This window comes from Flavobacterium restrictum (assembly GCF_007097245.1).
Taxonomy (GTDB): Bacteria; Bacteroidota; Bacteroidia; order Flavobacteriales; family Flavobacteriaceae; genus Flavobacterium; species Flavobacterium restrictum.
In genome coordinates, this window is sequence record NZ_VJZT01000001.1 from 360447 (window position 1) to 384121 (window position 23675).

General features: G+C 33.1%; 21 protein-coding genes and 1 tRNA gene. 13 read left to right on the plus strand and 9 right to left on the minus strand.

The window, feature by feature from the left end; all coding sequences use genetic code 11:
* The first annotated feature begins 13 nt into the window (after positions 1-13).
* Positions 14-466 carry a GNAT family N-acetyltransferase gene (locus tag FNW21_RS01485; RefSeq protein ID WP_144254957.1) on the plus strand — a complete coding sequence of 151 codons (453 nt, stop codon included), beginning with the start codon at positions 14-16 and terminating at the stop codon, positions 464-466.
* On the plus strand, positions 466-2067 hold the full coding sequence (locus tag FNW21_RS01490; RefSeq protein ID WP_235889570.1) for a glycoside hydrolase family 3 protein: 1602 nt from the start codon (positions 466-468) through the stop codon (positions 2065-2067). Before FNW21_RS01485 ends, FNW21_RS01490 begins: the two co-directional genes overlap by 1 nt.
* A 313-nt stretch (positions 2068-2380) precedes the next feature.
* Here the strand turns inward: FNW21_RS01490 and katG are convergent, their stop codons facing one another.
* Positions 2381-4621 carry a catalase/peroxidase HPI gene (gene katG, locus FNW21_RS01495; protein WP_144254958.1) on the minus strand — a complete coding sequence of 747 codons (2241 nt, stop codon included), beginning with the start codon at positions 4619-4621 and terminating at the stop codon, positions 2381-2383.
* 448 nt (positions 4622-5069) lie between these two features.
* Between katG and FNW21_RS01500 the strand changes: the two genes are divergently transcribed.
* The 10 genes from FNW21_RS01500 (at position 5070) to FNW21_RS01545 (ending at position 13436) form a co-directional block, all read left to right on the plus strand.
* Positions 5070-5708 (plus strand): peroxiredoxin, encoded by a 639-nt coding sequence (locus tag FNW21_RS01500; protein WP_144254959.1) that lies wholly within the window; start codon positions 5070-5072, stop codon positions 5706-5708.
* Positions 5709-5842: 134 nt separating this feature from the next.
* Entirely contained in the window at positions 5843-6151 is a 309-nt protein-coding gene (locus FNW21_RS01505) for a thioredoxin family protein (protein WP_144254960.1), read from the plus strand.
* Positions 6152-6161: 10 nt separating this feature from the next.
* Positions 6162-6419: a DUF6952 family protein gene (locus FNW21_RS01510; RefSeq protein WP_144254961.1), complete on the plus strand. Its 258-nt coding sequence runs from the start codon at positions 6162-6164 to the stop codon at positions 6417-6419.
* Positions 6420-6579: 160 nt separating this feature from the next.
* Positions 6580-7077, plus strand: coding sequence for a thiol peroxidase (gene tpx, locus FNW21_RS01515; RefSeq protein ID WP_144254962.1), 498 nt, complete (start codon positions 6580-6582; stop codon positions 7075-7077).
* 6 nt (positions 7078-7083) lie between these two features.
* Positions 7084-7458: a diacylglycerol kinase family protein gene (locus FNW21_RS01520; RefSeq protein WP_144254963.1), complete on the plus strand. Its 375-nt coding sequence runs from the start codon at positions 7084-7086 to the stop codon at positions 7456-7458.
* An 18-nt stretch (positions 7459-7476) separates the two neighbouring features.
* Positions 7477-9924 carry a DNA translocase FtsK gene (locus FNW21_RS01525; RefSeq protein ID WP_144254964.1) on the plus strand — a complete coding sequence of 816 codons (2448 nt, stop codon included), beginning with the start codon at positions 7477-7479 and terminating at the stop codon, positions 9922-9924.
* A 6-nt stretch (positions 9925-9930) separates the two neighbouring features.
* Positions 9931-10608, plus strand: coding sequence for a LolA family protein (locus FNW21_RS01530; protein ID WP_144254965.1), 678 nt, complete (start codon positions 9931-9933; stop codon positions 10606-10608).
* Between the two features lie 6 nt (positions 10609-10614).
* On the plus strand, positions 10615-12066 hold the full coding sequence (locus tag FNW21_RS01535) for an LptF/LptG family permease (protein ID WP_144254966.1): 1452 nt from the start codon (positions 10615-10617) through the stop codon (positions 12064-12066).
* Positions 12067-12074: 8 nt separating this feature from the next.
* Positions 12075-13208 (plus strand): 3,4-dihydroxy-2-butanone-4-phosphate synthase, encoded by a 1134-nt coding sequence (gene ribB, locus FNW21_RS01540; RefSeq protein ID WP_185963858.1) that lies wholly within the window; start codon positions 12075-12077, stop codon positions 13206-13208.
* 143 nt (positions 13209-13351) lie between these two features.
* Positions 13352-13436, plus strand: a tRNA-Ser gene (locus tag FNW21_RS01545).
* Between the two features lie 147 nt (positions 13437-13583).
* On the opposite strand, the gene FNW21_RS01550 is transcribed toward FNW21_RS01545, so the two are convergent.
* Positions 13584-14228, minus strand: a complete 645-nt coding sequence (locus FNW21_RS01550; RefSeq protein WP_144254968.1) for a DUF6266 family protein — start codon at positions 14226-14228, stop codon at positions 13584-13586.
* Positions 14229-14670: 442 nt separating this feature from the next.
* Here FNW21_RS01550 and FNW21_RS01555 point away from each other — a divergent pair, with 442 nt between their 5' ends.
* Positions 14671-15180, plus strand: a complete 510-nt coding sequence (locus FNW21_RS01555) for a hypothetical protein (RefSeq protein ID WP_144254969.1) — start codon at positions 14671-14673, stop codon at positions 15178-15180.
* A 305-nt stretch (positions 15181-15485) separates the two neighbouring features.
* Here the strand turns inward: FNW21_RS01555 and FNW21_RS01560 are convergent, their stop codons facing one another.
* The 7 genes from FNW21_RS01560 to FNW21_RS01590 form a co-directional block, all read right to left on the minus strand.
* Positions 15486-15896: a protein-export chaperone SecB gene (locus tag FNW21_RS01560; RefSeq protein ID WP_144254970.1), complete on the minus strand. Its 411-nt coding sequence runs from the start codon at positions 15894-15896 to the stop codon at positions 15486-15488.
* A gap of 1 nt (position 15897) precedes the next feature.
* Positions 15898-16422, minus strand: coding sequence for a hypothetical protein (locus FNW21_RS01565; RefSeq protein WP_144254971.1), 525 nt, complete (start codon positions 16420-16422; stop codon positions 15898-15900).
* 11 nt (positions 16423-16433) lie between these two features.
* The gene (locus tag FNW21_RS01570) at positions 16434-16829 is read right to left on the minus strand and encodes a hypothetical protein (RefSeq protein WP_144254972.1); all 396 of its coding nucleotides are present in this window, start codon (positions 16827-16829) and stop codon (positions 16434-16436) included.
* Between the two features lie 12 nt (positions 16830-16841).
* A complete protein-coding gene (locus FNW21_RS01575; RefSeq protein ID WP_144254973.1) occupies positions 16842-17273 on the minus strand; it encodes a hypothetical protein in 432 nt (143 codons plus the stop codon).
* 9 nt (positions 17274-17282) lie between these two features.
* Complete coding sequence (locus FNW21_RS01580) at positions 17283-17864, minus strand: Panacea domain-containing protein (RefSeq protein WP_144254974.1); 582 nt, start codon at positions 17862-17864, stop codon at positions 17283-17285.
* A gap of 162 nt (positions 17865-18026) precedes the next feature.
* Positions 18027-19745, minus strand: a complete 1719-nt coding sequence (locus FNW21_RS01585) for an ATP-binding protein (protein WP_144254975.1) — start codon at positions 19743-19745, stop codon at positions 18027-18029.
* Complete coding sequence (locus tag FNW21_RS01590) at positions 19745-23320, minus strand: Eco57I restriction-modification methylase domain-containing protein (protein WP_185963859.1); 3576 nt, start codon at positions 23318-23320, stop codon at positions 19745-19747. Before FNW21_RS01590 ends, FNW21_RS01585 begins: the two co-directional genes overlap by 1 nt.
* Between the last annotated feature and the right edge of the window lie 355 nt (positions 23321-23675).

Below are 23675 nucleotides of genomic sequence, written 5' to 3' on the forward strand. Positions count from 1 at the left end.
GCAATTAAAACCTATGATAACTTTAAAAAAAACAACTTCTGACGCTATTGATTTTATAAATTTAATCGTTTTATTAGACCAAGATTTAAAAATTAGAGATGGCGAAGATCACGATTTTTACAATCAATTCAATAAAACCAATGCTATCAAGCATGTAATTGTTGGGTATGAAAATGAAACGGCTGCGGGTTGCGGTGCTTTTAGAGAATACAGCCCTGAATGTGTTGAAATTAAACGAATGTTTGTACATCCTGATTATCGCAAACAGGGTATTGCATCCCAGATTTTGAATGAATTAGAACGTTGGGCAGCGGATTTAAACTACACACAAACCATTTTAGAAACTGGAAAAAATCAACCTGAAGCCATTGCATTGTATCAAAAATTAGGCTACACTATTACCCCAAATTACCCTCCTTATGAAAACATGGAGAATAGTGTTTGTATGAAAAAAACTGTATCATAATGACTCCTCAAACTTTAGAACATAAAATAGGACAATTCTTTTTTCCAGCCGTTTTCATTAACGACACCGAAGAAAATATCCAAGCTACCGAACGCTTAATTAGGGAATACAACATAGGCGGATTGACTTTTTTTCACAGTCGTGCCAGTGCAGCAACGAATTATGAAAACAATAAAAAAATTGAATATAACGACGACAGTTTTGACCGCCTAAAAAAGTTAATTATCAGGTATCAAAACTGCGCTACCACTCCCCTACTAATGAGTATTGATGCGGAATGGGGATTGGCCATGCGGATCGAAAAAACACCACAATATCCCTATGCCATTACCCTAGGTGCCTTGCCCGAAAGTCATAAAAGCTTGGTTTACGAGGTAGGAAAGCAAATAGGTTTGGACCTCAAAGCCGCGGGAATTCACTACAATCTTGCACCTCTAGCGGATATCAATAATAATCCTAATAATCCCGTAATTGGGTACCGTTCCTTTGGTCAAAACAAAGATAAAGTGGCGGATTATGCTATAGAATATTTGCGTGGTATGAACTCTGTTGGAGTTTTAGGTTGCCTCAAGCACTTTCCTGGACATGGGAATACGAATGTAGATTCGCACCTTGGATTGCCTATTTTGAACGAAACTTTAGCGGAATTACTCGAAAACGAATTGGTTCCCTTTATAAAAGGAATTCAAAACAATGTCGATTCCATTATGATTGGTCACTTGGCGGTTCCAGCATTGAATGATGGCAAAGATACATCGGCAACTTTATCCAAGAATATAATCGAAACGCTTTTGCGCAAGCAATTGGGTTATGATGGATTAGTGATTTCGGATGCCTTGAATATGCACAGCGTGTCTAAATTGTATACCCAAAAAGGGAAATTAGAATGGGAGGCGTTTAATGCTGGAAATGATGTTTTGTGTTTTGCTGAAAATGTCCCAGAAGGCATACAAGAAATACTAAAAAACGCCACGCCACAACGCATCGAAGAAAGCCTACATCGCATTATGAAATGCAAAGAAAAAGCAGGTATTTTAGATACAAAAGTCACTTTTTCGGGTGGTTTTGACGGGGCCAAAACGTCAAATTTGAATCGGGAAATTGCTCAAAATAGCCTTACCAAAATCAAAGACAATTCGAATACCCAACTTATTTTTGAAGGGCAAAAAAACAATACATTAGCAAAAATTTCTCTTTATAAAAACGCCGATAATGCTTTTTTTAAAGTACTAAAAATACTTCCTGCTCCTGAATTTGGTATCGAAAAAGGGGCTGAAATAGACGATGGTTTTTTAGAAAAAATGAAGCTTTACGATACATTGCTAATTGCCTTGTTTGTACCCAAAGCCAAACCTTTTCATAATTTTGAAATAGAAGATGCTGTTTTAGAAATTTTGAAGAAATGGTTTGAAACCAAAAAATGTATCGTATACCTTTTTGGGAATCCGTATGCGTTGCAAGTGCTCCCAAAGCTGAATCAAGCCAAAGGAATTATACAAGTCTATCAGGATTTTGATGAATTTCAAGAAAGTGCCGCACAGCAATTACTTGAAAATGGAGCATGCAAAGGAACATTACCAGTTGAAATCGAAGGACTTTAGAGAATGTTGGATTTCATTTGTAACTAAATAACAATCATCGATTGTATTATGACGTGTTTTAAAAATTAGACAAAATGGAGTAAGTACTTGAAATAATTTAATACTATATTTTTAAAGTTTAAAACATTGACTTTAAGGCTAATGGCGAACAGCTAATTGCTATAAGCTAGTTAACATATTGATTTTGAACTAGTATTAATACTATTGCTTCTTTTGACTTTACGACATTAAAACTTTCGACTTACTTATAACCAATAAAAAAAGGTAATTTGTTTGACCAAATTACCTTTTTATACAATTATAATAGTTCCAGTTACACCAAATCAAAACGATCCAAGTGCATTACTTTGCTCCAAGCAGCAACAAAGTCTTTTATGAATTTTTCTTGACCATCTTGACAACCATATACTTCGGCGATAGCTCTTAATTCCGAGTTAGAACCAAAAATAAGATCCACACGCGTACCCACCCATTTAATAGCACCAGTAGCACGATCCGTTCCTACAAAAGCATCATCCGACTCTGAAACGGCTTTCCAAGTGGTATTCAAATCCAATAAGTTAACAAAGAAATCGTTCGTAAGTGTCTCGGTACATTTGGTAAAAACCCCTGTTTGTGACTGATCAAAATTGGTGTTTAAAACACGCATTCCACCTACAAGTGCTGTCATTTCGGGAGCCGTTAATGTCAATAATTGTGCTTTATCGAGCAACATTTCCTCTGCCGATACCGTGTATTTTGTTTTTACATAATTACGAAAACCATCTGCTTGAGGTTCAAGCACAGCAAACGAATCAACATCTGTTTGTTCTTGCGAAGCATCGGCTCTTCCTGGGCTGAAAGGAACTTTTATAGCATGACCAGCAGTCCTAGCCGCTGACTCGATTCCTGCATTACCTCCCAGAACAATTAAATCCGCAATAGAAACTTGCTTGCCGCCAAAATGCGCACTATTAAAACTCGCCTGAATGCCTTCTAGAGTTCCTAAAACTTTGGCTAATTGTGCGGGGTTATTCACTTTCCAATCTTTTTGTGGCGCTAATCGAATGCGAGCACCATTGGCACCACCTCGTTTATCCGAACCTCGAAAAGTAGCTGCCGATGACCAAGCTGTGGCAACCAATTCCGATACTGATAGTCCTGATTCTAGAATTTTTGTTTTAAGCGATGCGCTATCTTCGTCAGTAATTAGTTCGTGCGCCACCTTTGGAATTGGATCTTGCCAAATTAATTCTTCGACAGGAACTTCGGCTCCTAAATAACGGGATTTAGGGCCCATATCACGGTGTGTTAATTTGAACCACGCTCTAGCAAAAGCATCATTGAATTCAGCAGGATTTTCTAGAAAATGTCTGGATATTTTCTCGTAAACGGGATCAAATCGCAAAGCCAAGTCGGTAGTTAACATAAAAGGTTGGTGACTTTTTGAGGCATCATGTGCATCAGGAACAGTTCCAGAACCCGCATTATCTTTGGGTTTCCATTGGTGTGCTCCAGCAGGACTTTTGGTTAATTCCCATTCAAAACCAAATAAGTTTTCGAAATAATTGTGACTCCATTTCGTTGGCGTAGTCGTCCAGGCACCTTCGAGTCCGCTAGTTATCGTGTCACCTGCATTACCGTTACCCAAACTATTTTTCCAACCTTGACTTTGATTCTCGATACTTGCAGCTGCGGGTTCTGGCCCTACATATTGATTTGGGTCTGCAGCACCATGGGTTTTTCCTAGTGTGTGACCGCCAGCAATAAGCGCAACCGTTTCTTCGTCATTCATAGCCATACGGGCAAAAGTTTCTCGAATATCAATAGCGGATAATAGTGGATCTGGATTTCCGTTAGGCCCTTCGGGATTTACATAAATCAATCCCATTTGAACTGCTGCAAGCGGATTTTCTAATTCTCTATCGCCTGTGTACCGCTTGTCGTCTAGCCAAATATTTTCGGAACCCCAATACACATCTTCCTGTGGTTCCCACACATCTTCCCGACCACCAGCAAAACCAAAAGTCGCAAATCCAGCCGATTCTAAAGCGCAGTTTCCAGTAAGAATCATTAAATCTGCCCAAGAAATTTTCTTGCCGTATTTTTGTTTGATTGGCCACAATAACAGGCGAGCTTTGTCTAGATTCGCATTGTCAGGCCAACTATTTAAAGGGGCAAAACGTTGCGTTCCTGAACCTGCTCCTCCCCTACCATCAGCAATACGATACGTGCCAGCGCTGTGCCAAGCCATTCGAATAAACAAGCCGCAATAGCTACCATAATCAGCTGGCCACCACTCTTGCGAACTGGTCATTAGTTCCAGAATATCCTTTTTTAAAGCATTCAAATCCAATGACTTAAATTGCTCTGCATAATTAAAAGCTTCGCCCATGGGATTAGACAATGATGAATGTTGGCGCAAAATATTCAGTTTTAATTGATTGGGCCACCAATCACGATTTCTAGTCCCCGAACCAGCACCTTGTTTGGATGCTGTTCCACCCGAAAACGGGCATTTGCTTTGACTGTTTACATCATACGATGTACCATTTTGGTTTGAGTTATTTTCCATATTTTAAATAATTAATTACATTTCTAGAGTACGAAATTACTAAATAAATCTATCGTTAATTAGCTTTTTAATAGATAAAAACTATAGTTGTTTCTGAAATATTTTATTGAAATCCTATTGATTGCGCAATAGTAAAAAAGGAACGCTAATTGCCATTTTTATTTTAAAAAGTAGTATGAATCATTCCTACAACTAAATTTTATCAAAAAATACCTTTTTTTCCAAAACACAACTCCCAACGGAATTCGAAATAAAAGAACCCGTAAAATAGGAATTTCATTTTTTTAAAGCATTAAAATTTACATGATATAATTATTTAAGAACACACCTCTTTTAATAGTCAAAACTTATCATTAGATAATTAAATATAATTAAAAACTATTTAAAAGAACTGTTTTTAAGAACTACTTTTGCATCAAATTTAAAACAACAATAAAATTATAAAATTATGTCATTAGTAGGTAAAAAATTCCCAAGTATTGCAGTAGACGCCATTTCGGAAATGGGTGATAATTTGAAGATAAATGTATTTGAAGAAGCGGTAAACAACAACAAAAAAGTACTATTGTTTTGGTATCCAAAAGATTTTACTTTTGTATGTCCAACTGAATTACATGCTTTTCAAGCTGCTTTACCTGAATTTGATAAAAGAAATACCATTGTAATTGGTGCGTCATGTGATACAAATGAAGTGCATTTTGCTTGGTTAAATACTCCAAAAAATAATGGTGGAATTGAAGGAGTAACGTACCCAATTCTTGCCGATACAAATCGTAATCTTGCCAATATTTTGGATATTTTGGATATCGATTCTACTGAATACAGCGAAGAAACGGATTCAGTGATTATTGAAGGTTCTAATGTGACTTTTAGAGCAACATACCTTATTGACGAAACAGGTAAAATTTTCCACGAAAGTGTAAACGATATGCCATTGGGTCGTAACGTAAATGAGTATTTGCGTATGGTTGATGCCTACACTCACATTCAAGAAAAAGGTGAAGTTTGTCCTGCAAACTGGGAAGCTGGAAAAGAAGCCATGAGCGCTGACAGAAAAAGTACTGCCGAATACTTGAGCTTGAACTAAAAAAAACAGCAAATTCAAAAGTTAATTTCAATGGCAATGACAATTCCAATAGCAAAAATCAATTGTAAATTCAAAAATGCAATATTTTTTATCTTGAAATTGACTTTTGAATTAGCCTCTAAATAAAAAAAATTATGTTAATCGAATTAAACGAAGACACGTTGCATGAACTAGTTGCAGCAAATGAAAAAGTTGTGGTACAATTTTCGGCTTCATGGTGTGGGAATTGCAGAATTATGAAACCAAAATTCAAAAAATTAGCTACCGAAAACGATGCTATAACTTTTGTATTGGTTGATGCCGAAAATTCTCCTGAATCAAGAAAATTAGCTAACGTGAGCAATTTGCCTACTTTTGCCACATTTGTAAAAGGAATTTTGGTGAACGAAACACAAACCAACAAACAAGAAGTTTTGATAGAGTTAGTTCAAGAAATCGTTTAAAGACTGCTATATGAAACTACCTGTTATAAAACATTTGACTCAATTTATTGAAGAAAATGACCAAGATTATATTATTGAAACCATCGAAGTGCTGGAAGCTATGACTGAAATTTCATCCTTAAAAGAGGAAGAATTGGATGTTATTGGCGAATTGATTTCTAATATGTACGGCGCACTTGAGGTGCACAAAATGGTTCAAACTGGAACTGATAAAAAAGAAGCTATGAATGCTTTTATGAAACGCGTTTTGGGTTCAATAGATAAATAAAAACAAAAATAGAAATTGAAAGCGTACTTGGAAATGAGTGCGCTTTTTTTATGCCAAAAAGTTGTATTTAGGAATACATCAACCAATAAATTCTTAAAGAGTAAGAACATAATTCTTAAAAAAAATCCTTACTTTTGAACCTCATTAAAAACAAAAAAAAATGGCTTCAATTACATTAGGAGGAAATCCAATACACACTTCAGGAGAATTACCAACGGTAGGTTCACAATTAGCTGATTTTAAATTAGTTCAAAACGATTTGTCAATTGCTACATTAAGTACTTTTGCTGGAAAAAAATTAGTTTTGAATATTTTTCCAAGTATCGATACTGGAACTTGTGCAACATCTGTTCGAAAATTTAACGAAAGTGCCAGCACATTAGACAACACAACCGTATTGTGTATTTCTAGAGATTTGCCATTTGCACAAAAACGTTTTTGTGGTGCTGAAGGATTAGAAAACGTCATTAATTTATCAGATTTTCAAGAGGGTGCGTTTGGTAAAAACAATGGTTTAGAAATTATTGACGGACCTTTGGCCGGATTGCACTCCAGAGTTATTATCGTAGTAGACGAAAACGGAACTGTTACCCACACAGAACAAGTTGGAGAAATTGCTAACGAACCTAATTATGAAGCGGCATTAGCTGTACTATAGTTTGCTATGGAATTTCAAAAAGACAATACCTTCGTTACAGGAAGATTGAAAAGCGTCACCTTTGCCTTCAAAGGAGCAGTCAAATTAATTACGACCGAACATAGCATTATGGTGCAATTTTCGATAGGAATTTTGATGACTGTTGCTGGTTTTTATTTTAGTATAACTGCTACCGAATGGCTTTTTCAAACATTAGCTATTGGTTTGATTATGAGTGTCGAAGGATTGAATACGGCCGTTGAAAAAATAGCCGATTTTATACATCCCAATTACCATGAACGAATAGGTTTTATAAAAGATATTGCAGCAGGAGCTGTGTTTTTTGCCGCCATAACTGCAATAATTATAGGGTTAATAATATATGTACCAAAATTTATTTAGGCACTATTAAAATCAAGAATGGCTAGAACTACTAAAAAAGAATCTACAGATAAAAATAATGATTCAAAACCCAAAGGAACCCAATTTTGGGTAGTAACAAAACAGCACAAATTAGTTTTAGGCAGTTTGTTGGTCTTATTTTCTGTCGCCCTTTTATTTGCCTTTATTTCCTTTTACAGCTATGGACAATCGGATCAAAGTGCTGTCAATCAACTATCGGATAGAAATGAGATTGTCGAGAATTGGTTGGGTAAATTTGGTGCTTTTTTATCTGATTTGTTTGTTTATAAAGGATTTGGAATTGGAGCCTTTTTATTTGTGCGCTTGTTCTTTTTGACGGGTCTTTATTTGGTTTTAGAACTTTCTATAAAAAAACTCAAAAACATTTGGTTTTGGGATTTATTTGTAATGATTATCATAGCCGTTTTATTTGGATTTTTTGCTACATCCTTACCAGAATTGGGAGGTACAATTGGGTTTGAATTGAATTCGTTCTTGCAAGATTACATTGGCAAAACGGGCACTTTACTGGTTTTGATTTTTGGATTACTACTTTATGTTATTTTTAAATTAAAGATTTCACCAGAAAAAATTCAATCCCTTTTTGATAGTACCAGGAACGAAATCAAAGCGGATTTGGCCACCAATCCATTCCCAAAAACGGATACTAGTGTTTACAATCTAGAGGAATTTGCTATTGAGGAAGAGCCCGAAGATGACCTTCATTTAAAATCGCCTGGTAACCAATTTGAGATTAATAAAGAAGCGCTGAAACCAACGATTTCGAACGCATCAGATCTCAATAGAGAACCCGTTTCGAAACCACTTGCCATGCAAGTAACACCTCCTATTTACAATGAAGTAATTAAGACGAACGACGAAGCATTTGTAATCGAAAAATCAGTTGAAGAGGATATTATTGAGGACAATTTGGCTTCTCGTTTGGTTTCGGATTTTGGTTTATTCGACCCAACCCTTGATTTATCGCATTACAAATACCCAACAATAGATTTGTTAAAGGAATATTCTTCGGGAGGGATTACAATCAATCAAGAAGAATTAGAAGAAAATAAAAATAGAATTGTAGAAACACTTCGCAATTATAAAATAGAGATTGCACAAATAAAAGCAACCGTAGGCCCATCTGTAACCTTGTATGAAATTGTACCTGAAGCTGGAATTAGGATTTCAAAAATCAAGAGTTTAGAGGACGATATTGCCTTGTCACTTTCGGCATTAGGGATTCGTATCATCGCCCCTATTCCCGGAAAAGGAACCATTGGTATTGAGGTTCCCAACAAGAATCCTACGATGGTTTCTATGAAAAGTGTGATTGGATCGGCAAAATTTCAAGAAGCCGAAATGGAATTACCCATTGCTCTTGGAAAAACAATTTCGAACGAAACCTTTGTGGTTGATTTAGCCAAAATGCCTCACTTGTTGATGGCAGGAGCTACAGGACAAGGAAAATCAGTAGGATTAAATGCGGTTTTGACTTCGCTTTTGTACAAAAAACATCCCGCGGAAGTAAAATTTGTTTTGGTAGATCCCAAAAAAGTAGAGCTTACCCTTTTTAATAAAATAGAAAGACATTATCTCGCTAAATTACCCGATACCGAAGATGCCATTATTACTGATAATGCCAAAGTCGTAGCAACCTTGAACTCGCTTTGTGTTGAAATGGACAATCGCTATTCGTTATTGAAGGATGCGATGGTACGAAACATTAAGGAATACAACGACAAGTTCAAAGCAAGAAAATTAAATCCTGAAAATGGACATCGTTTTTTACCTTATATCGTGCTCGTTGTTGATGAATTTGCTGATTTGATTATGACAGCTGGCAAGGAAGTCGAAGTTCCTATTGCACGATTGGCACAATTGGCAAGAGCCATTGGAATCCATTTGATAATTGCCACGCAAAGACCATCGGTAAACGTAATAACGGGTTTGATTAAAGCCAACTTTCCGGCAAGAATCGCTTTTAGAGTTACTTCAAAAATTGATTCCAGAACCATTTTGGACACGCAAGGTGCGGATCAATTAATAGGTCGTGGCGACATGCTTTATACTAATGGAAACGATGTTGTACGGGTACAATGTGCCTTTATTGATACTCCCGAAGTCGAAAAAATAACTGATTTTATTGGTTCCCAAAAAGCTTATGCAACCGCTTATTTGCTTCCAGAATTTATTGGGGAAGATAGTGGCATCAATCTTGATATGGATGTTTCTGATAGAGATACTTTGTTTAGAGAAGCTGCCGAGGTGATTGTAAACGCACAACAAGGATCCGCATCGTTGCTGCAACGAAAACTAAAATTGGGTTATAATCGAGCAGGACGATTGATAGATCAATTAGAAGCGGCAGGAATTGTTGGCCCATTTGAAGGCAGTAAAGCCAGAAGCGTAAACATTCAAGACATGAGTTCTCTAGATCAATTTTTTAATAATGAACAAAATTAGTAGTCTATGAAAACTAAAAAAACTAACGGTAAGAACAACTATTTTATACCACTTGTACAACTATTTCTGGTATTTTTTATAAGCCTATCCGTTCATGCACAGGACAAGAAAGCAAAAGAATTATTAGATCAAGTAACTTCAAAAATAAAAAGTTACGACAACATTGTTATCGATTTTAAATACTCCTTGAACAATACCAAAGAAAACATCAATCAAGATAGCAAAGGAAATGTGACCATGAAAGGCAATCAATATGTATTGAATTTTATGGGTGTTACAAAACTATTTGACGGAGACAAAACCTATACAATAGTCCCTGAAGATGAAGAAATAACTATTTCTAAAATCAACGAAAAAGAAGATAATGCAATAACTCCCTCAAAAATGTTGACTTTTTTTAATTCGGGTTATAAATATACAATGGATATCGTTCAAGACATTAAAGGACGAAAAATACAGTATATAAAACTGGTTCCTACCAACACCAAAGACCAACGAAAAGAGATTTTATTGGGAATTGATATTCAAACCAAGCACATTTATAATTTGATAGAAATGGGTAAAAAAGGAACTAAAACCACGCTAACGGTTAATTCTTTCAAAACCAATCAGCCTTTGTCAAAAAATCAATTTACCTTTGTAAAGAGTAAATATCCAAATTACTACATCAACAAGCTAGACTAATTTTAAGTGAAAATTCTTGACAAATACGTATTAAAAACATTCTTAATTACATTTGCTACGGTATTTGTCATATTGTTTTTCATATTCATACTTCAAACCGTTTGGTTGTTTATTACTGAATTAGCTGGAAAAGATTTGGATGTCCTTATGATATTTAAGTTTTTAATGTTCTCTATGCCGCGAATAATTCCGCTAGTATTGCCGTTATCCATTTTATTAGCTTCCATAATGACCTTTGGTAATTTAGCCGAAAATTATGAATTTGCAGCGATGAAATCCTCTGGAATTTCATTGCAAAGAACCATGCGAAGTTTGATAATATTCATTTTCTTTTTAAGCATTGTTGCCTTTTTATTTGCTAATAATGTCATTCCGTATGCGGAATATAAGTTCATGAATTTTAGGCGAAACATTGCACAAGTAAAACCCGCATTGGCAATCGCCGAAGGACAATTTAATACCGTTGGGATTTATACCATCAAAGTCAATAAAAAATCTGGAGAAAACGGGAATATTCTAACTGGAATTACCATCCATAAAAAATCGAATATTGGCGATGGTAGTAGAACCGTTATCAAAGCCAAAGATGGTGAATTAATTAGCAATGAACAATCTAACATTCTTCAATTAGTATTAAACAACGGGTACTACTACGAAGACGTTATTCCAAAAAAATACGAAGATCGCAAAAAGATGCCTTTCATAAAAAGTGCGTTCCAAAAAGACATTATCAATATCGATTTATCAAAATTGAATAGCGTAAATCCAGAAGAACAGGACAAAACAGATACCAAAAACATGCTAGATGTATCCGAATTACGGTATACATTAGATTCACTTCATAAGGATTTAAAGACCGAAATTGTCACTTTTTCAGAAAACATTAATCAAAAAGTCGGGATTCCAGTTCAAAGTAAATCGAAAAAAAGTGTACCAAAAAAGCTCTTGATCAAAAACGCAAAAGTTCAAAAGGATGTTCTGGCCTACTACACGATTGACGAGAAATCCAGTATTTTGAAAAATGCTATGAGTACCAATGACAATACTTTATTGTCCATTAATGCGACTAAAACGAATTTAGACTTTAAACAAAAAGACATTAATAATCACGAAATAGCTTTGTACGAAAAATTTGTAATTGCTTTTGCATGCTATCTAATGTTTTTTATAGGAGCACCATTAGGCGCCATTATCCGAAAAGGAGGACTTGGACTTCCTATAGTTTTTGCGGTTTTAATATTCATAAGCTTTCACTTTATTAACACTTTTGGGAAACGGGTAGCTCAAGAAAACGGAATGACGCCCTTTATGGGAGCTTGGATGTCCTCGTTTATTTTGACTCCACTTGCCGTACTACTTACTTACAGAGCCACAAATGATATTGGATTGATCAATATTGATGTCATTTTTGCTCCTTTTCAAAAATTATTTCAAAAAATATTTCCATCCAAAAAATAACACCAATTATGGTTACAAATAAAATACAACTCAATACCATTGAGGAAGCTATCGAAGACATTCGCCAAGGAAAAATAATTATTGTAGTTGATGATGAGGATCGTGAAAACGAAGGCGATTTTTTGGCCGCAGCCGAAAAAGTAACTCCTGAAATGATCAATTTTATGGCCACCCACGGACGCGGATTGATATGCGCACCGCTAACAGAAAGTCGTTGCAAGGAACTAGGACTACATGTAATGGTGACCAACAATACCGACCCTATGGAAACAGCTTTTACGGTTTCGGTGGATTTAAGAGGCAATGGTGTTACAACAGGAATCTCGGCATCAGATAGAGCCAAAACTATTTTGTCGCTAGTAGATTCTAACACAAAACCGCATGATTTAGCACGCCCAGGACATATTTTTCCTTTAATAGCCAAGCAAGGTGGCGTTTTAAGACGAACAGGACATACCGAAGCGGCAATTGATTTTGCGCGACTAGCAGGATTTAAATCGGCTGGTGTGATAGTCGAAATCATGAATGAAGATGGTTCGATGGCGCGCTTACCACAATTAGTAAAAGTGGCAAAAAAATTCAATTTAAAACTAGTTTCCATCGAAGCTTTGGTTGCTTATAGAATGCAACACGATAGCTTGATTGTCAAAAAAGAAGATTTTGATATTGAAACCCGTTTTGGCACCTTTAGATTAAGAGCATACCAACAAACTACTAATAAACAAATTCACGTAGCCTTAACCAAAGGAACTTGGAATATTGGTGAGCCAATTTTAACTCGGATAAATTCGACATCGGTAAACAATGATATATTAGGAACATTGACCAATGATGCAAATAAAAAATTAGACGATATGTTTCAATTGATAAATGATGCAGGCAAAGGAGCTGTATTATTTATCAATCAAGAAGTGCAATCCATTGATTTATTAAATCGAATCACTGAATTAAAAATGTTGCAATCCAAAGGTGAATTCAAGGCACCACAAATCAAAATGGACAATAAAGATTTTGGAATTGGAGCTCAAATTTTGCATGACATTGATATTTCAAAAATTAGATTATTATCAAATACAGAGCAAACCAAACGTGTTGGTATGATTGGATATGGTCTAGAAATTAAAGATTACGTGAAATATTAATTTATTTTGGCTCTAAAATGAAGTAAATGAAAGGATTAAAAAATAGTCATAAAATTAGAATCAAATTTTGTAAAAATACATTTGTATAACCAAAAAAGGTTCTTATATTTGCATTCGCAATCAGATAACGATTGTCGCTCACTGGAGAAATGGCAGAGCGGTCGAATGCGGCAGTCTTGAAAACTGTTGACTGTAACAGGTCCGGGGGTTCGAATCCCTCTTTCTCCGCGGAATTAAAACCCTAACCGCTGTTAATCAGCGAGTTAGGGTTTTTTATTGCTCCTATATCCCCACAATATCCCCACAATCATCAGAATTATAAGCATAAAAAAACCGCCTTTTTCAAGGCGGTTCTTTAAAAAGTATCTATAAAATTTATGAAGCCGTACCAGAGCCAATAAAGATACTATTCGATAATTGAGTTTCAGCAAAATTCTTAAATGAAATAAACATCAGAATTTCATCCCCAACATAGCTATTTGGTATTGTTACAGTTTGTGATACATCTGTTCTTGCAGCACCATCAGTGATAAGAACACTCTCCCCTTTTAAGGGATTGTAAACAACAACCATTGCTTTATCCGTTGGCAAAGCGCTACCTTCATTTGAATTATCATCCCAACTGAATTGAACTTGTCCCGGAGTGGTTAGATCAAATACTGGATTTAAAGCTCCTGACAACGTTCCTCTACTTAATAAAGCCAAGTTGTAGTCAATTGCAAAATCATCGATTGTTGTGCCTGTAATTGCATTATTCAGGGCATAAGACATTGCACTGTTGAATTGTGATTGCTTAACAGCATAGTTTTTAAATCCTAACTTAACAAAGCTCAAGTTTGGTTGTAAAAACCTCAATACTAAAGAGAACTTAGTTCTCTGGTTCACTTGTAGAACAGAACGAGGATTTGCAACACTTTGAGGTTTAGCTCTAAGATAATCAATTCCTTTCCAACTTGCACCTACTACATTCGCTACTTTTCCTGATACTCCTCCTAGAATACCTTTACCAATTTTACCCATAATTATGACAATTTAAAAATTACAATTTCGTGGGCTTGGTACGGCTTTGGTATTGATTTTAAACAATGATACAAATTTAATCAATAAACCAATTTTAATTTCAAATGACAACTAAAATACATTTGTTTATTATAAATTATTGCAATTTGTGCTTTAATGGTTATGAGTGGTAATTAAAAACAAATCTGTAAAGGCTCTATTTGTGGCTTATCAGGAAGATTAATTCTTTTTGGAAGGATTTGATAATACAATCCGGAATAGCTTCGGATTTAAAATGATGCCATCGTTACCCTCCGCCCTATATATTTTTAAAAGAAAAAAAGAAAAAAAAGAAAGTCGTCGTCACAGTGGAGGTTTCAAAATAAGTCAAGTTTTTTTGAAAAAATACTACCCGGGTTTATATTATGAAGTTGTTCGGAAATAAAGTTTTGATTATAATCTAATGTTGAAGCGTACGAAAAATGTAGGGTGGAGATTTTTTCAAAAACCCGTAGGGCTTGAACTTTACTTTTTGAAACCGAAACTTACCTTTACTTTCTTTTTATTTATTTTTTTTATAGCAGGATGTTTCTTGTGTGGTCTTTTATATGGGATGTTTCTTTTGGAATCGGCAATCAAACACCCCCAAGCACCGCAGAAAAAAATGATTGTAGCGATAGCGGAATTTATTATTTTTCGAGGAGCGAAGTCGGCGGTGTTGCGGCAATCGAACAGCCACCGCAGGACGGGAAAGAAACGTAGCTTTTGCGAAGTGGAGAGAAGTACTGCGAGCGTGAAACGGCGGGGAAAAAATATAAGTCAGCCTTTGGCGTTCCTTGATTTAGGGCAAAGTGAAGTTTTTACTGAACGGAGCCAACCCCGATGGCTGTGCGAAAGAGCAACCGCTGAAAAAATAAAGGGCGGCAGACATAATACGGCTGGAATGCAGTGGAACGTAGCTTGCGAAGTGTAACGGAATGAAGCGGTATTGTGGATGCATTAGCCCTGCCGAACGTAGGGTAGAGAACGTGTGAAGATGAGGAACGAAACAGTGCAAAAAAAATAGCTGCTGTTTTTCAAGCTGCTGTTTTTTTTTGTGCTGTGAAGTGTCTGTGGAACGGAAGGAGGAACGACTGACTGGAACAGCCGAACGGAACAAAGGGAACGACCGAAGAGAGACCGCTTGATTGCCCGTGTTGTTTTTACCGTAAATGTTGTTTTGAAAACCTTTTTTACTCAAATACTTAATTTTAAATAGTATCTAAAATAGATATTTTACTACTTCTCTTTTTTAGTGAAGTTAAAAGGTGGAATTATTATTAATCCCAAACCAGCTTTAGAAGTTAAATTTGTTAAATGTTCTCTGATATATGGGAATATTATAGCTGCCCCATTTATGTTGCCAAAATTTTCTAAATCTAATTCACTATCTCCAAATTTTTCAAAAACACCTACCATTTTTATTATTGCTGAAACCTCTTGGATTTCATTAAAAGTTTGGTTGTACTTAATTTCTTCTGTAACAACCACTGTGTTTTCATTAACACTAACATTAACATCAACATCTATATTCTGAACTACTTCTGGATTATCAAATGTTACATTTATTACTCTGCTAAATGTACTTTCAAGAAGTAAAAGGTTATTTATTTTGAAGCCAGATTCAAGGTTATTTTTATTATTTTCCATTTTAAGCTGCTAAAGAATAATTAGGTATTGCATCGATACTACCATTATTTAAAAAAGTTTGTTTCAAATTTATTGGAGTACTTTTGTTTTTATTATTTTGAATTAATGAAAATAAGTCGACTGGTATTTTTGAAACACCTGAATTAAAACTCAATCCATTAATACTGATTTTATTGTTTGAACTTTTGATGCAATTTGGTTGGACTTGCAAACCATTATCAATAATATTGTTTGGTATCATAGATATATACTCTCTTCCTGAAAGTTCGAAATCTATTTTATCTAATCCAACAATAGCATCGTCTGAAATAAAACAAATGCTTTGATCTGGAAACTGATTAATAAATTCATCAAAAAAATTATCTTCCCAAATAATATAATTTTTATCTAATCGATAAATCTCATTAGGAACAACTTCTATGGAGTGAGTACTTGAATTATCATCCATTTCATATCGAACTCTTGTTTTAGGAAATTCAATTATGAAATTTTTTAATTCTGATTTTATAAATTCAAATGGTAACATATCTTTAATTTTTATAAACATTTTTTCAAAACGACTAATGATGATTTTGATAATTTTATAGCATTGGCACTAATTTCTGAACCAATTTCTATATTGTCGTAATCTGATTTATGCCTTAATTTTTTTAGTGAAACTATTTCGGTATTAAAACTCCTAGTATCTTGATTTTTAGACTTTAGATATTTTGTAATTTGATTTATTAATACTTCGTGTGAGCCTTCAGTAGTGTTTCTTGTTAACAATGCCAAATCATTGTCTGTTTTGTTCATTGAAAACAACCAAATGTGTTTCATAAACTGATAACAACTATAATAGGCACAATGAGCAACAGGCGGATAAATACTTTTTCCATCTAAATGCTCTGCGGCCGCAATATTAATGTCTGATTTATTTCTTAAACTGCTCATTAAATAATTTTATTACAATTTTTTCAGTTTAAGTATTTCTTTAAATTCTTCTTCAATATCTGGACTATTTAACATTCCTACTACGATTTTTTTAAAATCACCCTTATTAACTTCTCCTTTTTCATCTTTAAGATGTTTGTTTACAAATTCATTGTATTCAAATTCTATTTTACCATTACAATTTATAAAGGTTGGGTTTTTTAAAAAATCATAATTATTATAATCAATATCCGCAATTGTACTTACTGGATATTTATTTCTTTTGATATATTTTAAAATTGTATCGTATTGAGAAGTACAGCAAGAAAGAGCAATAATTTTATTATCAATATTTGAAATAACTATAAAATAATGTGGTTCATCGGAATTAATTTTGTTGGTTCTAAAATAAAAAACTGCGCCTTCCTTTATTACAGAATTAATTAGATTACTTGGTAAATCCATAAAGAAAAATTATACTATTGCAAATGAAGGAAAAAAAGTCTTTTGATAACTTTTCATTTCTTCTAATTCTTCCTTATCGTTTACAAATAGATTGGAATTGTCTTTATAATTTTCAAAAAACAAATTCATATCAATTACATAACTACTCCCTGTCCTTTTTATTTTTTCTTCATATTGTTTCCATTCAGGAAAATTATGTGAGAATTCAGATATTTCAAACTCATCCATAGCCTTATAATTATCAAATATTGTATTGATAACCTCTAATTCTTTTTGTGAAAAAACTTTAGCATTTGGTTCTGAATTTGAAGAAAGTGAATAACCATTAACACTAACAAAGGAAGAGCTATATTCATTTTGTTCAGCGGTTATATGTTTATTGATTATAATGTCTTTTGTAAATGATGCAACAGGTCCATTTTTCAAGGCATAATATTTATCTCCTGTAATGGTTCTACCGTGATTTCTTAAATGGTATCTGTCTGACAACCAAATAAGTTTAAGAGCTTTCATATAATTAATCGCTCCTCCTTCTAAAACCGCTAGGTAATTAAGTGCTTGAACAGATTTCTTATAATTAAAAGTATTCATATAATTATAATTTAGGGTGCAAAAGTAAGTAAATTTACGAATTAAAAAGAATAATAAGACAACATTGTGAATTATTTACCAATTCTTAATCAATTATTGTACCTAATTTAATGTTTCAAACCTAAGACGTTTTGAAACTATTTCACTTGATTGTAATTCATTCTATTGATTTAAAAAATCTTTCAACTCTTTTATTTTAACAATTGCATCTTTTAACTCTGCCGTGTAAAGTGGATTTTCTCCTGCGTGAGATGCTGCATTCATTATCCTTTCAAGTATTTCTTTAGTATTTATTAAAAGTGTTTCCTTTTTATCATTCACTGAATTTAAATCAATTAATAAATCTAATATTTTTGTTTTGGTATTCGTTATTGTAGTTTTTTCATCATCTGACAACGTTACATCAATTAAATAATCTTCTTTTATTTTCTTTAATTTATCTAGTTCTAAATTTGATATGAAGCTAGTTTTGAATTTATTAAAACGATTGTTATTAATTTCATTAATTGCTTTGTTCAATTTCGTTCCTAAACTTTCAAAATCATCCTTCAGATTTTTCATTGTTGGATCTAAATATTGATTTAGAACTTGTTCAGCTGCTTTTCTTAACTCATTACCACAGTTTTCTAATTCAGCATCTTCAAAATATTTTTCTGCTTTTTGTAAATGTGTTAAATCTTGGCTAATCTTTGGAGCTTCATTTTTGCTCTCGTCTTTAATGAATTTGTAATAAACCCAATCTGTATCTTCTGTATGTCTTTGTATTAGATTAAAAAAACCTTTGTCGTGTGTAAGTATTATTTTTTGGAAATTGTCAAAGAATTTTAGCTCTGCCTTGTTTTCTACATTTAGAATTAAACGCATTACATCCATTCGATTACTCATATCCAAACTAATAAGCATATCATCGAGAACCAAAATCTTAAAAAAACTTTCTAATCTTGTTTGCGTTGCACCAATTCTAATTGCTATTGCTACTCTTGTTAGTTGCGCTTCGTTTAAGAATGAATGTGGTCTGTGAATTGTTTTCCATACAGTAGCACCATCATCTTTAAGTTTTATGGTTAATTTAATTTGAAGTTCTTCTCGCCTTTTATAACTATTGACTTCTTCCCATAATTTCTGCCTAACTTTATTGAAGTTAAATTTTTTTGTAAATTTTAATTCTACTTCAATTACTTCTTTGTTATCAAAAAACTCTTCTTTCAGAAACTTATTGGCATTTCTTTGAACTTCATCTAATAAGGCTTGTATTTTGTCATTTAAAACAACTAATTGATCCTCATATCTTATTTTTCTATTTTTAGAAATTACTTTTCCTGTAGGCGTTCTTGGCACGTCATTAGTTATGGGTCTTATGATATCGTTTAACCAATTTTGAGTTCCATTAGTTAAGAAAGGGAAAATATCTCTTTCAAAAACTGGCCATAGATTTATTTCTTGTTTATGTGATGTGTTGTAGAAGTTGTAAAGAAGTTTGTAGTTTATAAAATCACTAGCAAGATTTAATTCCTGAATTTTTGTATCATCATCATTATTGGTATCAATTACATTATTTGATATTTGGTAGGAAGTTATAGTATCGTTTTCATCCTTAAAAGTAATATCTACATAACTATCTGCATCATCAGGCATAAAAACATTTTTTAAGCTTTGATGGGTTTGTTTATTGAGTTCATCAAAAGTTTGAAAATACTTCCTTATTTCATCATCAGTCTTAATACTACTTTGCAAAAAAGTATAAAGTGCCCAAAACAAAGACGATTTACCCGAGCCATTTGTACCATATACTAAAACATTCTTGCCCTTAATATCAAAAACTTGTTCTTCCTGAAAAGCTTTAAAGTTTTTTATTTTGATGGTTTCAATAAACTGCTTCATTATTTGCTTTCTAGTATAGGTTTTAAAATATCTGGGCTACGAACTGCAAATAACTTAATGCGATTTCTAACTTCGTTATCTGCACTTGTCCATCGTTTTTCTAATTCATTGATACAATTTTGTTTTTCTGTATCAGATAATTTTTCAAAGTCTTTTTCGCCAAGTACTGCTTTTATATCTTCTTGAACAAAACCATATATATCAATATTTTTGTCCTTCATATGGTCTGTGAAATATAATTCAAAGACTAAACCATCAACTATATCATTAAAAAAATAAAACTTATTGTTTTTTTTATCAATTAAATAAGAAAGTATATCTGCAAAAATGATTAGAATTTTTTGATAATTAATATTAGCAGAAACAACTGGAACGTCATTTAATGGTTTTGTATAAAGCTCAAGTGTTTCTCCTTTTCTTTTTCCACGATTGTATAACCACACAAACATTAGCTTGGAATTTAATAATGTTAGTAAATACTTTAAATTATAGTTTGCATCCTTTTTTAATATATATCCAATATCTTTTGAACCAAAAAAATCAGTTTCACTATATGCGAAAATATTTGTTTTACTTCTGTATGGGAACACAATTTTTTCTCCAATAAAATATTCTTCTTTTTTTGGAGTAAATAAAACAAAATAATTGCCGTTTTTAAACCATTTCTTCACGACCGAAGCAGCTATTTCATTTTTTAAGAAATTTTCTTTAAGTCCAATTATTAAAGTACTAAACCTTTCAAAATGTTTTTTCAAGTTTTCTTCTAAATTTAATGGTTTGCCTAAATCTTTCAAATAGATTAACCACAATTCATTTTTAGTTTTTGTACCATATTTATATATGTCCGAATTTTTAAAAAATGGTTTTATGATTTTTTGTTTTGTTTCTATACCTAAATCCAATGAATTTAATTCTTCATCATTTAAAACATAAATACCGTCTCCTTTAACTGCATTAATATTAGGATAATCTATTGAATGTTTACCGCTAAATGTATCAGATAATGTAACAACACCCATTGTTATTTGCGATATATCTCCTAATTTTGTTTTGCTTTTTTTGGCAATTAAATCTAAAATAGTATCAATATTACTTCCACTATTAATACCTTTTATTCTTATTTGAAAATCTGAACCATCAAAAATATTTGTTGATTTTATTTTTGAGTAAGTTGTGTCCTTATCTAAACCATTTAAAATTAAGTTTAAATGACTTTCATTTATTGTTAAATTGCTATTACAAATAATACTTTCAGTAATTAATTCTTTTTTTCCTTTTGTTAAAATTGTAATTGAATTATGTTGTCCTCTAGCACTTTCAAAGACCTTTATTTCATTAAAATCAACTATTGAAAAAATTGTTGCTCTTTTTTTAATATCTTCTCTTAATTTGCCCCCTCCTGTTGAAGTGAAATAATAATTGGTCGTTATGTATGATAGTATTCCATCCTTTTTTAAAGCATCTAAACCAAAATGAAAAAAATAATAGAAATAATCCATCCATCTACTATAAAATCTTTTATATAGGTCGCTTCCTATCATTTTGTGGAATACTGTTTCATTTCCTTTCTCTCCAATATAAGGCGGGTTTCCAATAACTAAATTAAACCCATTTTCAAAACCAAACATCCATTCAGTATCAAAAAAATCAGAGGAAGTATTTTGATTGTATGGGTCCCAATTGGCAACTTGGTTGGCACTTGTTGTATTCCAACCATCATCAATCAATAAATGGCTGATTTCGTTTCGTAGTTCTTTGTCTCTTGCTCTCCACTTTTCTTTGGTTTTTGGTGTTTTTGCAGAAAAATGATGGTGACGAACTTCGGCAAGTAGTTTTTCTAATTTTTCAATCTCGGGATTACGCAACATTAATTGTTTTGGCTTATCTAAACCTATTAATGTATTGGCTGCTACAAACTTGGTTTCGAGATTTGGTAATGGTCTAATGCCTCTGTTTTTAGTGCTATCTTGCGTAGGTTTTTGGTCAACTACTAGCGATATAAAGAAACGAAGTTTAGAAATTTGTACTGCAACAGGTTGTATGTCTACACCATAAATACAATTTTCTATTAAAAACAGTTTTCTAGCATAATCTGGGTCATTAATTCCATCATCAAAAGCATCATTTATTTCTATCAATCGCAATTCTCGTTCTTGTTTCTCGCCAAAATCAAATGCTTCTTGGGTTTCTTGTATTGCTTTTTGTTTTTGCAATGCTTTCCAATGTGTATTTACGGGATCTAGTTTTTGTAATACGTGAACCATTTTATGCAAAACTCCCATAGGATAAGCACCAGAACCACAAGCTGGGTCAAGAATTTTGCATTTATCTAATGCTACTATAATGCTGTTTTTTACTTTATCGTCATTAAATGGTTGAATTGTTTCATAAGAAAACAACTGATGTAATTGCAAATCGAGTGTTTCTTCGTTTTCCTTAAAAGGATTTTCTTCAATCTTTGTTTCTAAAGATAATTGTCCTTTTTTGGCTTCGTTACCAAATAAATTGGTTTGAGATTTACCAAATTCTACATAACCTGGGACTTCTTTGAGTAATTCATTTTTTAAATAGGCAATAAGACTTTCGTCTACCATATAATTAACAATCTCACGAGGTGTATAGAATGAACCTGTTTGTTTACGAGCTGTGGTTTTGGTTTCGGGATTGTAACTTGCCAATAGGTTTTCAAAAACTTTTCCTAATAACTCTGGGTCAAGTGCAACATCTTCTTCAACAGGTGTGTTTTCTGTAACTGTAAAAACATAATCGTTAAGCAAATTGATTAATCCTCTAACCGGTGCTTTTTGATATTTTTTACCTGATTGACCATAATCTTCGGTAAAGTCTTCAAATTGTTCTTCGCTAAAGAATAATTCGTTAGGAAAAATCATTATGCAATCTTTTCTTTCTGAAAATCCATCTATTTTATCAAGTCCTCTATCTAAACATTCAAACAAACCGCCATTCAAGAAAGGAACATTTTTAAATAATTTTAAAGCGATATTTTCATCATTAAATAATTTCTTGTAACGGTAAAGATTGGTTATGGTTACATTTTGACCCTCTTTTCTAAACTCACGGTTGCCCATTTCTTGGTTGAGTGTAGCAAAGAATAGATTTTGTAATATGGCTTTGTAATAATTACTACTGTTGTTGTCGCCAAAATCGATATTGTTTTTTAGAAACGACTGGTCAAATAATTCAGTTGGCACAAGGTTTTTTTCTTTGATAAACCAAGTAAACATTAATCTTGTTATTAGTCTAATTACATTTTGTGCTCGATGTGCTTTTAGTCTTTCAAAATAATCTGAATAGTTTTCGTCATTTTCTTGAATTGGTTCATTTGGGAAAGTAACTTTTTTGATAGCCCAAAAATACCAATTTACTAATTCTTCATAAAATGCTTTATTTAATACAGAAACATTGAGTACTTCTTGCCAATGTTTGTATAAACCTTCAAAAGTTTCAATGATCTTACTTCCGCTTTTCTTTATTCCTAAATTCCGCAGAATTCTTTCGTGTCCAGAATGAGGTTTCTCTATAAATACATCACGAAGTATGGTTACTTTACCCACTTTTTCGCCTTCACGCCAAGTTTGTTTGAATTGTGTTCTTTCGCTATTGGCAAAGGCAATATGATTACCGTATTTAAAAACAATCGTAATTGGTGTATGTTTGAAAGTTCTACTAAAAGCACGTGTAATATCGGCTAATTGTGCTCTTGTAGGCAGTAAATTGTTTTCTCTTGGATGTAGTGTAATCCCGAAAATTAGAATACCATCATAATCGGCTTTTAGTAATTTTACATCTGCAAGATTTTTGAAAGTTTCGTTTTGCTCAAAAATAGCATCATCAACAATACCATAAACATAGACTTCATTAATAGTAATATTAACTGGGTTTTCGCCTATAATGTCAATTGCAGTTGCT